Source organism: Rhodococcus sp. 077-4 (assembly GCF_047782425.1).
Taxonomy (GTDB): Bacteria; Actinomycetota; Actinomycetes; order Mycobacteriales; family Mycobacteriaceae; genus Rhodococcoides.
Map to the genome: position 1 here is coordinate 237,879 of NZ_JAJPWC010000001.1, position 13,336 is coordinate 251,214.

At 64.2% G+C, this 13,336-nt stretch carries 12 protein-coding genes; 7 read left to right on the top strand and 5 right to left on the bottom strand.

The features are described from left to right. The first annotated feature begins 129 nt into the window (after positions 1-129). Positions 130-1,677 carry an FMN-binding glutamate synthase family protein gene (locus ACNEOT_RS01165; RefSeq protein ID WP_415971449.1) on the top strand — a complete coding sequence of 516 codons (1,548 nt, stop codon included), beginning with the start codon at positions 130-132 and terminating at the stop codon, positions 1,675-1,677. On the opposite strand, the gene ACNEOT_RS01170 is transcribed toward ACNEOT_RS01165, so the two are convergent. Continuing rightward, entirely contained in the window at positions 1,678-2,223 is a 546-nt protein-coding gene (locus ACNEOT_RS01170; protein ID WP_415971450.1) for a pyridoxamine 5'-phosphate oxidase family protein, read from the bottom strand. Positions 2,224-2,333: 110 nt separating this feature from the next. Here ACNEOT_RS01170 and ACNEOT_RS01175 point away from each other — a divergent pair, with 110 nt between their 5' ends. Continuing rightward, on the top strand, positions 2,334-2,798 hold the full coding sequence (locus ACNEOT_RS01175; RefSeq protein WP_415971452.1) for a hypothetical protein: 465 nt from the start codon (positions 2,334-2,336) through the stop codon (positions 2,796-2,798). A 12-nt stretch (positions 2,799-2,810) separates the two neighbouring features. Here the strand turns inward: ACNEOT_RS01175 and ACNEOT_RS01180 are convergent, their stop codons facing one another. After that, a complete protein-coding gene (locus ACNEOT_RS01180; protein ID WP_415971453.1) occupies positions 2,811-3,959 on the bottom strand; it encodes a macrolide family glycosyltransferase in 1,149 nt (382 codons plus the stop codon). Between the two features lie 33 nt (positions 3,960-3,992). Then, the gene (locus ACNEOT_RS01185; protein ID WP_415971455.1) at positions 3,993-4,307 is read right to left on the bottom strand and encodes an ArsR/SmtB family transcription factor; all 315 of its coding nucleotides are present in this window, start codon (positions 4,305-4,307) and stop codon (positions 3,993-3,995) included. 87 nt (positions 4,308-4,394) lie between these two features. Here ACNEOT_RS01185 and ACNEOT_RS01190 point away from each other — a divergent pair, with 87 nt between their 5' ends. The 4 genes from ACNEOT_RS01190 to ACNEOT_RS01205 all read left to right on the top strand — a co-directional run bounded on the left by ACNEOT_RS01190 (position 4,395) and on the right by ACNEOT_RS01205 (position 10,456). Next, positions 4,395-5,678 (top strand): MFS transporter, encoded by a 1,284-nt coding sequence (locus tag ACNEOT_RS01190; protein ID WP_415971457.1) that lies wholly within the window; start codon positions 4,395-4,397, stop codon positions 5,676-5,678. Beyond that, entirely contained in the window at positions 5,647-6,234 is a 588-nt protein-coding gene (locus ACNEOT_RS01195) for a GNAT family N-acetyltransferase (protein ID WP_415971458.1), read from the top strand. Before ACNEOT_RS01190 ends, ACNEOT_RS01195 begins: the two co-directional genes overlap by 32 nt. A 9-nt stretch (positions 6,235-6,243) precedes the next feature. Then, positions 6,244-8,613 (top strand): lysylphosphatidylglycerol synthase domain-containing protein, encoded by a 2,370-nt coding sequence (locus tag ACNEOT_RS01200; protein ID WP_415971460.1) that lies wholly within the window; start codon positions 6,244-6,246, stop codon positions 8,611-8,613. A 148-nt stretch (positions 8,614-8,761) separates the two neighbouring features. Then, positions 8,762-10,456, top strand: a complete 1,695-nt coding sequence (locus ACNEOT_RS01205; protein ID WP_415971461.1) for an EAL domain-containing protein — start codon at positions 8,762-8,764, stop codon at positions 10,454-10,456. 15 nt (positions 10,457-10,471) lie between these two features. On the opposite strand, the gene ACNEOT_RS01210 is transcribed toward ACNEOT_RS01205, so the two are convergent. Together ACNEOT_RS01210 and ACNEOT_RS01215 are read right to left on the bottom strand one after the other, a co-directional pair. Then, a complete protein-coding gene (locus ACNEOT_RS01210) occupies positions 10,472-10,768 on the bottom strand; it encodes a putative quinol monooxygenase (protein WP_415971462.1) in 297 nt (98 codons plus the stop codon). 45 nt (positions 10,769-10,813) lie between these two features. Beyond that, entirely contained in the window at positions 10,814-12,319 is a 1,506-nt protein-coding gene (locus ACNEOT_RS01215; RefSeq protein WP_415971464.1) for a PucR family transcriptional regulator, read from the bottom strand. 148 nt (positions 12,320-12,467) lie between these two features. Between ACNEOT_RS01215 and ACNEOT_RS01220 the strand changes: the two genes are divergently transcribed. Further along, a complete protein-coding gene (locus tag ACNEOT_RS01220; protein WP_415971466.1) occupies positions 12,468-13,334 on the top strand; it encodes an FAD binding domain-containing protein in 867 nt (288 codons plus the stop codon). The last annotated feature ends 2 nt before the right edge of the window (positions 13,335-13,336 follow it).

Sequence of the window (13,336 nt, forward strand, 5' to 3'; positions counted from 1 at the left end):
TCGACTCCGGTCGCGCCGAAACATCACCGGTCGACCCGTACACGAACCTCCGATTCGACGCCGAAATGTCGTTCGTTGTTCGTCTGAGCGCCTGCACACTTCACCCTGGGCGGTGCAGTGTGTTGGACCATGTCATCGAAATGGGCTCGGGCGCTGTCGGCACTACCTGTTGCGGGTGTGCTCGGCCTCGCGGCGTACGACCTGACCCAGAAGCGCCACGCGATTCTCCGCAATTTTCCGGTCGTCGGTCATGCCCGCTACCTCCTGGAGGCGGTTGGGCCGGAGTTGCGCCAGTACATCGTGAGCGGCAACGACGAGGAGCGGCCGTTCAGTCGCAACCAGCGCCGTTGGATCTACTCGTCGGCGAAGTTGCAGAACAACTATTTCGGGTTCGGCGCGGACAACGACACCGAGTTCTCCCAGGGCTACCCGATCATCAAGCACCGCACGTTCTCCGACATCTCGCCGGCGACGGCGCAACCGGCCGGGGCAGGCGACATCGTTCCGGCTGCCAAAGTGTTGGGCGGACACCGTGAACGACGCGGTGCGTTCCGTCCGTCCTCGGTGGTCAATGTGTCCGCGATGAGTTTCGGTTCGCTCTCGGCGGCGGCGATCGAGGCCATCAATCGGGGCGCAGCAGCAGCCGGTTGCCTGCACAACACCGGCGAGGGCGGACTGTCGCCGCACCACCAGCACGGCGCAGACCTGACGCTGCAGATCGGCACCTCGTATTTCGGGTGCCGAGACGACGACGGCCGGTTCGACATCGCTCGCCTGAAGGATCTGGTTGCAGCGCACCCGGTGAAGTCAATCGAGATCAAGCTCAGCCAGGGTGCCAAACCCGGCCTCGGCGGCCTACTTCCCGGTGCCAAGGTCACTCCCGAGATAGCGAAGATCCGCGGTATTCCCGAGGGCAAGGACTGCGCCAGCCCCTCCCGGCATTCCGAATTCGACAGTGTCGATTCGATGTTGGATTGGGTCGAGATGATCGCCGACGAGACCGGTGTGCCGGTGGGCATCAAGTCCGCTGTCGGCAACATGGACTTCTGGTCGGAATTGGTCGACTTGATGAGCACCACCGAACGCGGCGTCGACTTCGTGACAATCGACGGTGGAGAAGGCGGAACCGGCGCAGCGCCATTGTTGTTCAGCGAATCGGTAGCGCTTCCGTTCCGAGTCGGCTTCGCCCGGGTGTACGAGCAGTTCGCGCGCAGCGGAGTCGCCGATCACGTGACGTTCATCGGATCGGGCAAGCTCGGACTGCCCGACAACGCGGTCGTGGCATTCGCGCTGGGCTGCGACATGGTCAACGTGGCCCGCGAGGTCATGATGTCCATCGGGTGCGTGCAGGCGCAGAAGTGCCACACCGACAAATGCCCGACCGGCGTTGCGACACAGGACAAGTGGCTCGCCCACGGTCTCGACCCGATGAACAAGGCCGATCGTGCCACCAACTACCTCAGGACGCTTCGGCGCGACCTGTTGAAGGTCTCGGAGGCATGCGGCGTCGCGCACCCGGGGTTGATCACGGCCGACGATCTCGACATTCTCTACGGCCACGAGTCCGCGACCTCGTTGCGGGAGGTGTACGGCTACGAATCGAAATGGGGCGTTCCCAACGAGTTCGACGCCGCCGAAATCGTCAGCCTGATGAACGGGCCGGCCACACTCCGCTAGTCAGCCGGGAAACCCGGGCAGACCATCGATACTGGTGGCGTTTCGTTCGGCGCGGTATTTCACCATGCCGTCGACGCCCTTCTTCTCGGCGTGCCGTCGAATCAGATCGCGTTCGCCGACCAGATCCATGGTCGGCACACCCCAACCGCAGGAATCGCTGATTCTTGTCACGTCGACCGAAATCACTGCGCGCGTACTCGGATTCGATGGGTGGCGGGCAACCACGTCGTCGAACATCGCGTCACCCGGCAGCCACACCGATCCGGTTCCGTGCAGCCGCACAATGCGCGGTCGAGAGTCGAACGCGGAGAACATCAGGCACACCCGACCGTTCTCTCGTATGTGCGCGATCGTCTCCACCCCGCTGCCCGTGTAGTCGACCCACGCAACTTCGCGATCTCCCAGAATGGAGAACGAATCATGTCCTCTGGGTGAGACATTGACGTGTCCGTCACCCTGTAGCGGCGCAGTTCCGACGAACCACATCGGCTGCGCCTGGATCCATGCCTTCAGCGAGTCGTCGATGCGCTCGAATATTTTCCCCACGGTGGGACCTTATCGCTGTCGACGCGATTGTCGTTCGGCGAATCAGTCTTGCTTCGCTTCGTGTCGGTACCCTCGATCCCGACACCCGAGAAGGCAAGGATTCGACACCGATGACTTCGACACCAGAACCCATCTCGATCCCGTTGGGACAACCCGTATTCGTTCAGGCACTTCGCTACACGGCGTTGTTCGATCAGAAGCCCTTCGCCGAGGCACTGCTGATCTACACCGACAACGGGGCGTACAAGATCATGTCTCCGGGAGAGGACCACTACGGAAGCTACGTCTCGTACACCGACGTCGCGGCGAATCCGCAACATGTGATCTTCCTGTCGTGGCCGTCGGAGGATTGGGGCCGAAACGTCGCATCCCACACCTTGACGTTCAATCCCGATTCCGCGGCGTTCACCCAGGTGCTCGTCCTGCCCGGCAATCCTGTGCCTCGCTCCCAATACGGCTACGCGCTGCCGACTCCCGATCCGCAGAATGTCGACATGACGGCATCCTGGGGCCAGGTCCGCGACACCTATGCCGATATCTTCGGGCAGCTGGAGGTTCTGGCCACGGCTCGATAGCCGTGACGTCGGTCAGCGCCGGAATACCTCGATCGCATCCGCTGCCTGTTCCAGGCCACCGTGTGCGCGCACTTCAGTGCTGACCGCTGTTGCGCGCGTGCTCAATCGACGGGCTTCGGAGACAGCGTCGGCGAGGCTCGTAGCCGTTACCTTCTCGAAGTCCAGATGCACTCCCACGCCGAGTTCGGCGAGCATCGCGGCGTTGCCGAATTGATCGACCGCCTGCGGGATGGCCACCGTCGGGACGCCGAACCACAGCGCCTCGGTGCATCCGCCCATTCCAGCGTGGGTGATGAACACAGTGGCCGCGTCCAGTACTACGAGCTGCGGAACATGTTCGTGCACTTCTACATTCGCGGGCAGCGCACCGAGCACCGCGGGGTCGACGCGCCGGCCGATGGAGATCACCACGTGCCAGTCCGTATTTCCGAACGTCTCGATGCACAGTCGGTAGAACTCGGGTCGTTCGTTGTAGCCGGTGCCGAAGGAGATGTACAGGATCGGCGCGTCGGGTGCCGTCCAGCTGCGATCGCTCAGACGTACCGGATCGAGGCACGGCCCGACGAACCGCACCGTATCGGCCACCCGATCCGCATGGGGCTGCATCACCCGCGGAATCAGTGACAGGCAGTGCTTCGGATACGTGATCCACTCCCACGGATCGGCGTCGATGTCGTTGTCCTGCAACCATGTCGTGTAGCAAGCGTGGTACGCGAGGCCGGTGACGGACTCACGCATGGGCGTCAACGCATCGGAAAGATCCTCGGCATATCCGTCCCATGCCACGTAGGTCGGCGAGAGCTGTACGGCGGTAACCCCGTATCGGACGCCGAGGACCGGTGCCGTCATGCCGCCGATGTCGTACAGGAACAGGTCCGGCTGATCGTCGTCGTAGAACGCGGTGAGCACGGGATACGACGCAATTGCCTCGTCGAGGAACACCTGCATCGCGGCTGCCGGATCATCGGGCCACGAGCCCTCTCCGTCGGGGAGTATCGAGGAGAACGGCACCACCTCGACTCCCGCAGGTTCGACCAGGTGCCGCAGAGAATCACCGACGGCGTAGGTGACGCGATGCCCACGCCGCACCAGCTCGGCAATCACGGCCAGTGATGGGTAGATGTGGCTGGGAGCCGTGGTGCCGATCATGGCGATGTGCATGGTGCCCACCGTAGAACGTACCCCCGAAACCGGCTAGCGAATTTCGTTGGCGATCAGATCCAGCAAGCCGGGAAACCGCGCGTTCAGTTCCTGCCGTCGCAGCGTCACTTTACGACTGTTGCCACGGTCGACCTGAAACACCAGACCCGCTTCCCGTAGCACTCGAAAGTGATGCGTCAGTGTCGATTTGGTGACACCGAGCTCGAAGGACATACACGTCCGCTCGGCTCCGTTCTCGTCACCGACGAGTTCGGTGACAACCTTGCGGCGCAGCGGATCCGCCAGCGCAGCCATCACCGAACCGAGTTGCATTTCCTCGGGCTCCGGATGCCCGTTCTCGTCTGCCATCGGCCTCCATCCGAAAGGTACGACTTGCGCCGTACCTACAATCCTGATCTAGTACGAAAAATATCGTACCTAAACCTGGGGGGATTCATGAGAGCAGTTCTGCCGGTCGTACTCGCGGCGCAGTTCGTCGTGCCCATGTCCATTTCCGGTACCGCCATCGCGCTCCCGGTGATCGCTGCCGATCTCGGCTCGGATCCGAACCCTCTGCAGTGGGTGGTCAACGGCTTCAACGTGGCGTTCGCATTGTTCACCGTGGCCTGGGGCGCAGTATCGGACCGCATCGGACACCGCACGTCGTTCCGCATCGGCGTTGTGCTCACTGCCGCAGCCAGCCTGGTCAGCGCCTCGGCGTCCTCGCTGCTCGTACTCGATGCGGCGCGGGTGTTCGCCGGCGTCGGGGCCGCGGCGGTCCTCGTGGGCTCGACGTCGATTCTCTCGCTTCACTTTGAGGGAGCCGAACGAACCACGGCATTCGCCCTGTTCGGCACCGTGAACGGACTCGGATTGGCACTCGGGCCCACCATCTCGGGACTGCTGATCGCCGTCGTCGAGTGGCGCGGAGTGTTCGCCGCTCAGGCGCTCGTTCTTGCCCTCGCGGCCGTCGGCATGCTGGCCCTTCCGGCTCTGCGCACCCACACCACAGCATCGAAGCTGCTCGATTTCGGCCTGCTGCGCAACCGTCGGTTCCTCGCCCTGTGCCTGGTGCCGGTCGCCGGTGCCATCGGATTCGTCACCCTGCTCACGTATCTGCCCGCAGCCCTGAGCGCCGTCGCGTCCCTGACTCCGGGACGCGCGGGGCTGTTCATGCTGGCGATGACGGTCCCGGTTCTGATCGCTCCGTTGACGGTCTCCAGGGCGATCGCTGCCTTCGACGCCGTCACACCCGACCGCGTCGTCCTGGCGAGCCTCGGGTGCCTCGTACTCGGAAATCTCGGCATGCTGACGCTGCAACCCGGCGTCCCACTTCCCGTCGTCCTGGTCCCGATGGTCCTGGTGGGACTGGGGTTCGGGCTTCCGATCGGACTCGTCGACGGCGAGGCACTCGCCGCAGTTCCGCCGCACAGCAGCGGCACCGCGGCAGGCGTCCTCAACATGTTCCGTATCGGCAGCGAGGCCGTGATGGTCGCCGGTTACGCCTGGCTGCTGACCCTCTTCGTCCGAGGCGAACTTCCCGACCGAGCCGATGCCGATGCCGCCGCTGCCGGGCAACCAGGATTCGCCGACGCATACGCCCATGCGTTCACCGAGGTGATCGCCCTCGTGGCGGCGGCCGTCGCCGTCACCGCAGCGGCGATCATTGCGCTTTCCCGGAGGAGTGGATCCGACGTATCGTCGGCGAATGCCCTTTCTGCAACCGGTGACCCTCGCTGACGATCTCGTGACCCTCGAGCCGCTGAGTCACGACCACCTCGAAGGACTGTGCGACGCGGCCCGCGACGGCGAGTTGTGGAACCTCTGGTACACCAGCGTTCCGAAGCCCGAGGAGATGGCGGCCGAGATCGACCGTCGACTCGGATTGCTCGACGCAGGCACCATGCTTCCGTTCACGCTGCGCCGCAACGACACCGGGCAGATCATCGGAGCGACGACGTTCTGCAACGCCGACGCGAACAACCGCCGCGTCGAAATCGGATACACCTGGAATGCCCGCTCCGCGCACGGAACCGGCACCAATGCGGCGAGCAAACTGCTGCTGCTGACACATGCTTTCGAGGAACTGGAATGCATCGCCGTCGAGTTTCGTACCCACTGGATGAACCTGCAATCGCGGACGGCGATCGCGAAACTGGGCGCGAAGCAAGACGGTGTTCTGCGCAATCATCAACGCATGTCCGACGGTTCGCTGCGCGATACCGTGGTGTTCTCGATCATCGAATCCGAATGGCCTACCGTCCGCAACGAACTCCGTAGGCGTACCGCACGGTAGGTTGACCTCATGCGCGTGGATGGGCGGGACGTTCCCGTAGCGGGAAACCTGCTTCAGCCGTTGGTGCGAAGAACCAGTGACATCCTTCGCGTCGTATCGGCCGCTGCACTGCTCGGCGTGGTGATCGCCGGTTCGCTGATCACCAGAAATCAGTGGGACGCGCTGGAGCAATCGGTATCGAACATCGTCGGTGTGCTCAGCCCCGATCAATCCAATGCCGTGTACATCGTCTACGGCGTCGCCATTCTCGCGCTCCCGTTCGGCGTGCTGATCGGTCTGATCGCCGGACGCAAATGGAAGTTACTAGCCGGATACGCGGCCGCAGCACTGCTGGCCGCCCTGTCGCTGTCGATCACCGGCACCGGGATCTCCACTCCCACCTGGGACCTCGACGTTCCCGAGCGCTTGGACACGTTCCTCGCGCAATTCCTCGACGACTCTCGCTGGATCGCCATGCTGGCTGCGGCGCTGACGGTTTCCGGACCGGGCCTGCCCGCGCGGTGGCGTCGGGCATGGTGGACGCTGTTGCTCGCATTCGTGCCCATACACCTGGTCGTCTCCACCGTGGTCCCCGCTCGCTCGTTGCTCGGACTTGCCGTCGGCTGGCTCGTCGGGGCGGTGATCGTTCTGCTCGTCGGCACACCGGCACTGGAGGTTCCGCTCGACGCGGCTGTTCGCCTGTTCCACAGCCGCGGAGCCACCGTCCGCAGCTTCACTGTCGTCCGTCCGGCGGGCCCCGGCCCGCTGGTGTTGAACGCGCACACTCCCGACACCGACGTGGTGGTCGAGTTGTACGGGCAGAATCAACGCAGCGGTGGTGCCCTACGGCAGTTCTGGCGATGGATCACGCGGCGGGGCAGCGAAACTGCACCATTGCACGCGTCGATGCGCCGAGCCGTCGAGCATCGCGCACTGATGGGTCTGGCCATCAAGGGGCTCGGGGCTGCAGGCAGCGACCCGTTGGCGGTGGCGGCGCTGGATCGAGGCTGGACGTTGTACGCACACACTCCACCCATCGGCGATCCGATCGAGGCCGAGCACGACGACGCCACCCTCAGCGCGTTGTGGAAGGCCCTGAAAACCCTGCACGAGAACCAGATCTCGCACGGTGACCTGCATCGAGGCGAGCTCCGGATTCACGACGGCCGGGCACTGTTCTGCGGTTTCGGTCACGCGGAGCTGGGGGCGTCGGATGCTCAGATGCAGTCCGACGTGGCGCAGCTGTTGCTCACCACGGCAGACCTTTTCGGCTCTCGGCGTGCCGTGGCGACCGCCATCGACGTGCTCGGTTTCGACCCGGTGGTCCTGGCCTCGGGTCGATTGACCAAGTCCGCCATCCCGGCTCGCATTCGCCAGTCGGTGCGCGAGCCCGGACAGACGATGAAGGCCATCAGACTGGAAGTCCTCGACCAGACCGGCGCAGCCAAGATCGAGGCCGAACAGGTCACCCGCTTCACTCGCAATCAGATCATCTCGCTCGTGCTGCTGATCGGATTGGTCTACGTCGCATACCCGTTCATCAGTGCGGTGCCTGCGTTCGTCGTAGAACTCGGTTCGGTCGATTGGTGGTGGGCGCTACTCGGCCTCGTGGTGTCGGCACTGACCTACATCGGGGCCGGAGCGGCGTTGTGGGCGTGCGCGTTCGGCAAGGTGAGCTTCAAGAACCTCACGATCATGCAGGTCGCCAACACGTTCGCGGCCACCACGACGCCTGCCGGTGTCGGCGGTCTGGCGCTGAGCGTCCGGTTCCTGCAGAAGGGCGGGCTGGGAACGGTCCGAGCGACGGCCGCTGTGGCGCTGCAACAATCCGTCCAGGTGATCACGCACGTGAGCCTGTTGATCTTCTTCAGCGTCGTGGCAGGCACCTCGACCGGTCTGTCGAACATGGTGCCGGGCAACACCGTGTTGTATCTGATCGCCGGTGCCGCATTCGGCATCGTCGGGACGTTCATGTTCGTACCCAAACTCAGACTGTGGCTGAAAGTGGCCGTTCGACCGCAGGTCACCGAGGTGCTCAGCGAACTTGCCGAACTTGCCCGCGATCCCAAACGCTTCTCCATCATCATCCTCGGCTGTGCAGCAACGACGCTGGGTGCGGCGTTGGCACTGTGGGCGAGCATCGAGGCCTTCGGTGGAGGTACGACGTTCGTCACGGTCACGGTGGTGACGATGATCGGTGGAACTCTGGCCTCGGCCGCGCCGACTCCGGGCGGCGTCGGTGCCGTGGAGGCCGCACTCATCGGCGGGCTCGCCGCCTTCGGACTGCCCGCATCCATCGCAGTGCCGTCGGTGTTGCTCTACCGCGTTCTGACCTGCTGGCTGCCGGTGTTTCTCGGGTGGCCGACGCTGCGTTGGCTCACCGCGCGCGACATGGTCTGATTCGGTAGATCATGGGTGCGGATATTTCCGCAGATGCTAGCGTTCATGCAGGCTGGGGTCCCTATTCGACGGAGGGCGTGCTATTTCCGATCAGGGAGATTTCGTCCCCACCGCCCAGGAGCGATGGGTCCGGCTGTTCATCAGCGGAATGACGCTGACGTTCGGACTGGCCGGGGTTCTGATGATCCCGGCGGGGCAATTCTCCGAGCCGATGTCCATCGCGGTCCTCATCGCGTCGGCCACCACCGTGCCCGTGTCCATCGCCTGGTACATCCGGCCGTTGACGTCACCGCACCTGGCGACGGCCTACGTTCTGTACGCCGATATCGGGATCATCTCGGTCCTGTTCTCCTTCCAGACCCACTTCGACGCGATGCCGGGTTGCGCGATGTTCTCGATCGTCGCCGCGTTCATCGTCGTCGGAGGTTCGTATCGGGTGATGCTGATCCACCTCGGCGCCGCGACCGTCACGCTGCTGACGCTCGGTGTACTGGCCGTGGCCGATGGTGCCGACCCGTGGTCGACCGCGTCGCGCATCGTCACCATCGGCTCTCTGTATGCAGCTCCCTTCATGATCAAGGCCTACATCGGGCAACTTCGGCTCAAAGCGGCGCGAGCCCTGCGCGATCCATTGACCGGCCTGTGGAATCGTCGCGGATTGCTGGACACCGTGGACACACTGGTCGACACCCAGGTCGGCGAGGCACTGGGGGTGACCGTCCTCGACGTCGACCGGTTCAAGCAGATCAACGACAGATTCGGGCACCCGTCCGGCGACGCAGTTCTCGTCGAAGTTGCCCGTCGCCTGTCCGAGGCAGCCGGCGAACGGGCCGCGGTCGCACGGCTGGGCGGCGACGAATTCGTGGTGGTCAGAACCGGGACTCGAGGAGAGATCGCGCAGTCGGACAACAGGATCCGCGCTGCGCTGGAAGAGACGTTCGACGGGCCTCGGTTCTCCACCAGCATCGGATCGGCTGTCGAAGCATTCGAGACCGACACCAGCGTCCACGTCCTGGTTCGACGGTTGATCGCGTTGGCCGACATCGAGATGTATCGGTTCAAGACACGAGCCTCGGGCACCGAAGTTCCCTACCGACGTCCCGAAGCGAACACACACGAGCAGACGCGACTGCGAATCGACGAACTCATCGCGTCCGGCGGCCCCGAGATCGTCTTCCAGCCGATCTGCAACACGATCGATGGATCCGTCCTCGGCTTCGAGGCACTCTCACGCTTTCCCTTCGGTGCCGGATCACCACTGTCGTGGTATCGAGACGCCACCGAGGTCGGCATCGGTCCCCGACTGGAACGCGCCGCACTCGACCGAGCGCTCGACGCGATGCACGCGTTACCGTCGGGATCGTTCATCTCGCTGAACGCATCCGCGGACACCATCCGCACGACGAATCTGCTCGACCGGTTGCGTCCGCATCTGTCTTCGCGGACGTTCTACCTGGAGATCACCGAGCACGAGCGGGTCGACGATTACCTGGCAGTCACCCGATCCATCGAGAATCTCCGTGCCGCAGGAGTACAGATTTCCATCGACGACGTCGGAGCCGGATTCGCCGGTCTACGCCATGTCGTCGAACTGCGGCCCGACATCCTCAAAGTGGACTACGCACTGGTGCACGGGATCGACCGCGATCCGCTTCGTCGAGCAGCAGCGAACGCAATCATCGACTTCGCCCGGCAGATCGGCGCGACCGTCATCATGGAAGGCGTCGAGACCGAAGCGGAACTACAGGTGGCGGCCGAACTCGGCGCCCACATGGTTCAGGGTTTCCTCACCGGCCGGCCGGAACCCGCCGCGAAGCACTCCACGCTGGGAGTGACGAGCTAGCGGAATTACCTTCGCTCAGATCGAGGAATCGGCGGTGAATTTCGTCAGCGACGGCGGCGCGGCGAGCAGCGGCGGAAGTTCGACGATCTTGCCGGGACCGGCGCGGAACTCGCGGTACTTCGCATCCGCCTCGACCGACTCCCAGGTTTCGTAGGCAACGACATGGGCCTCGTTCTCCTCGTCGACCCACACCTCGACGCCGAGGCAACCCTCGAACGCCCGCGTATCGGCGAGCACCGTCCGCAGCAATGCGCGGGCTTCGGCAAGAGATTCGGGCTTGAACGTCAAATCCAACAGAGCGATGAGTGCCATGGGATTCAGTGTATGGGTCGTTCCGCAGGCTCCACTCCTGCCTGGTCATCTCAGTCGAAGTGCCAAGTAGAACTCGATTCTGTCCTCCAGCCTCGACAGATCGCGTCCGGTGAGTTCCTCGATGCGCTGGATGCGATATCGGACGGAATTGACGTGCATGTGCAGTTGTTCGGCGCATCGCGTCCAGGCACCGTTGGTGTCGAGGTACACCGACAGTGTCGCGATCAGGTCACTGTTGTGCAGGTCGTCGTACTCCACCAGTGGAGTCAGCAGCCTCGAGGTGAACATCCGTCGCACGTCGCCGGGAACATTCGCGAGAAGTATTGTCAGCATGGCCAATTCATCGTGTCCGACGACGCTGCAGTCCGGGCCACGGCGCTCCGCGAGGCGGCGGGCATAGCGCGCTTCCTCGAGTGCGCTTCCGATGTCGGCGGGTGCGGTCGGAGCGCTGACGCCGATCGAGGTGCCGCTGCCGGCCAAACCCGGGGCCAACGTCCGGACGGCTCGCCGGATGGAATCGGTTCGATCGGTCTCGGCCTCCACCAAAGCGAAAGCCTCGTCGTCGACGATTCCTACCGTGACCTCGTTCGGTGCCAGCACTTCTCGCAACAACGCTCGTAACTCGCCGAGTCGCAAAGTCTCTCCTGATGTGGCCACAGCGATTGCAGCATAACGCATTTCGCTGTCGAGACCAATCACGTGCATCTGCGCGAGGATGTCTCCGGCCGTCGCGCCACCGACGATCGCCCGCACGAATTCCTGAGCCAGAATTCCTGACCCCGTCAGGCGATCGTCGAGACGACTGCGCTCCACCGCCACGATCGACGCCAGCTGCGCGGCCAGGGAATGCCTCGGCGCGTCCCATGTCTGCCAATCGCTTTCGAACGCAACGAACCAGTCCACCACCCGCGGCGTTGCCTCGCCGTCGACCGGGAAGATCGAGACGCGCTGGGCCTGGCAGTACCGAGGAAGTCGCACCGACGTCATGAATTCCTGTGCCACGGCCTCGGTGTCGGGCGGATTTTCCGGTCCGGCAAGGACGCGTCCCGACGAGGTGACGACCCAGCAGTTCATGCCCAGATCGGAACCGACCATCTCCAGGAGCGGACCGAGCCCGCCGCCCGGACCGGTGCTCGCCACGAGGCGTCGATGCCGATCCAGCACGAGACTCAGGTCCGACGCTCTGGCCGTCGACAGCTGCCGGACGACGCTCTCGGTCACCGTGGCGAAGGCGATGTCGGCCGGTACGCGGAAGAGCGGCAGCCCGTGCTCGCGGCACGCGTCGACCAGATCGTCCGGCACAACGCCGTCGTCGGATGCCGCCAGCGCGGCGATGCCCGCCTTGGACACCGCCCGCACGAACGTCCTCGAGTCCTCGGGGCCCGTCCGCCACATCAGGCCGGTCAGCACCAGTTCGCCGCCGCTGAGGTAGCGGCTCGGGTCGAGCATGTCGGTGGTGACGACCCATCGGATGGTCGGATCGAAGTGCTCGGGAGTGACGATCGCTTGCAGCTTCAGATCGGGGAGATCGGCCAGATCACGCAGCCTCACGGTGGTATCGACCTCTCCTTCGTAGGATCCTCCAAAACCTACACTGTGATCGCCGTCATACTTCGTCGTTCCTGTCTCTCGTTCCTGTCGCGCCCGGCCGCTGTACTGGGTGAACACGAAATATGGACAGCGAGCGGAGTGCACCGACATGGATTTCCTGCGACCACAGACCTGGAGCGACGCGTTGGCCGCGAAGGCCGACGATGTCGACGTGGTGCCCATTCAGGGTGGCACCGACGTCATGGTCGAGATGAACTTCGACCTGCACCGGCCGGGCGGATTGCTGGACCTGAACCCGATCACCGAACTCACCGAGTGGAAAGAACTCCCCGACGGCACGCTGAGGGTGGGAGCCGGCGTGCCGTACGTGCGCATCATCGCCGAGCTCGGAGGCAAGCTTCCCGGTATCGCGCAGGCATCCCGCACCGTCGGTTCGCCGCAGATCCGCAATCGCGGAACAGTCGGCGGCAACCTCGGCGGCGCATCACCCGCCGGTGATCTGCACGCACCCCTGCTCGCTGCGGGTGCGACCGTCGAAGTCGAATCGGCCGAGCGCGGCGTGCGCATGATCCCCGCGACCGAGTTCTACCTCGGCGTCAAGCGCAACTCGTGCAAGCCCGACGAACTCATCCGCGCATTCCACGTAGCGCCGGCAGCGGGCCCGCAGTACTTCTCGAAGATCGGCACCCGCAACGCGATGGTCATCGCCGTCTGCTCGTTCTCGATCGCGCTGTTTCCGCAGGACGGCCGTGTCGGTACCGGTCTCGGCTCCGCTGCGCCGACGCCGCGCCGGGCTTACGATGCCGAGAACTACCTCGCGGCCGAACTCGACTGGGACGGAGCCCTCGATCCGCGGGTGTCGGAGGAATTCGGCCGATTGGTCAGTGCGGCAGCAAGTCCCATCGACGACGTACGTGGCACTGCCGATTACCGCAAGCACGCCCTGTCCGTGATGGCCCGGCGAACACTGGGTTGGGCGTGGCGCGATCTCACAGCCGCACGGAAGGTGGCCTGAAC

Coding starts and splice junctions, on each gene's coding strand:
- ACNEOT_RS01165 (WP_415971449.1), top strand. CDS start 130: ATGTCATCGAAATGGGCTCGGGCGCTGTCGGCACTACCTGTTGCGGGT.
- ACNEOT_RS01175 (WP_415971452.1), top strand. CDS start 2,334: ATGACTTCGACACCAGAACCCATCTCGATCCCGTTGGGACAACCCGTA.
- ACNEOT_RS01180 (WP_415971453.1), bottom strand. CDS start 3,959: ATGCACATCGCCATGATCGGCACCACGGCTCCCAGCCACATCTACCCA.
- ACNEOT_RS01185 (WP_415971455.1), bottom strand. CDS start 4,307: ATGGCAGACGAGAACGGGCATCCGGAGCCCGAGGAAATGCAACTCGGT.
- ACNEOT_RS01190 (WP_415971457.1), top strand. CDS start 4,395: ATGAGAGCAGTTCTGCCGGTCGTACTCGCGGCGCAGTTCGTCGTGCCC.
- ACNEOT_RS01195 (WP_415971458.1), top strand. CDS start 5,647: ATGCCCTTTCTGCAACCGGTGACCCTCGCTGACGATCTCGTGACCCTC.
- ACNEOT_RS01200 (WP_415971460.1), top strand. CDS start 6,244: ATGCGCGTGGATGGGCGGGACGTTCCCGTAGCGGGAAACCTGCTTCAG.
- ACNEOT_RS01205 (WP_415971461.1), top strand. CDS start 8,762: ATGACGCTGACGTTCGGACTGGCCGGGGTTCTGATGATCCCGGCGGGG.
- ACNEOT_RS01210 (WP_415971462.1), bottom strand. CDS start 10,768: ATGGCACTCATCGCTCTGTTGGATTTGACGTTCAAGCCCGAATCTCTT.
- ACNEOT_RS01220 (WP_415971466.1), top strand. CDS start 12,468: ATGGATTTCCTGCGACCACAGACCTGGAGCGACGCGTTGGCCGCGAAG.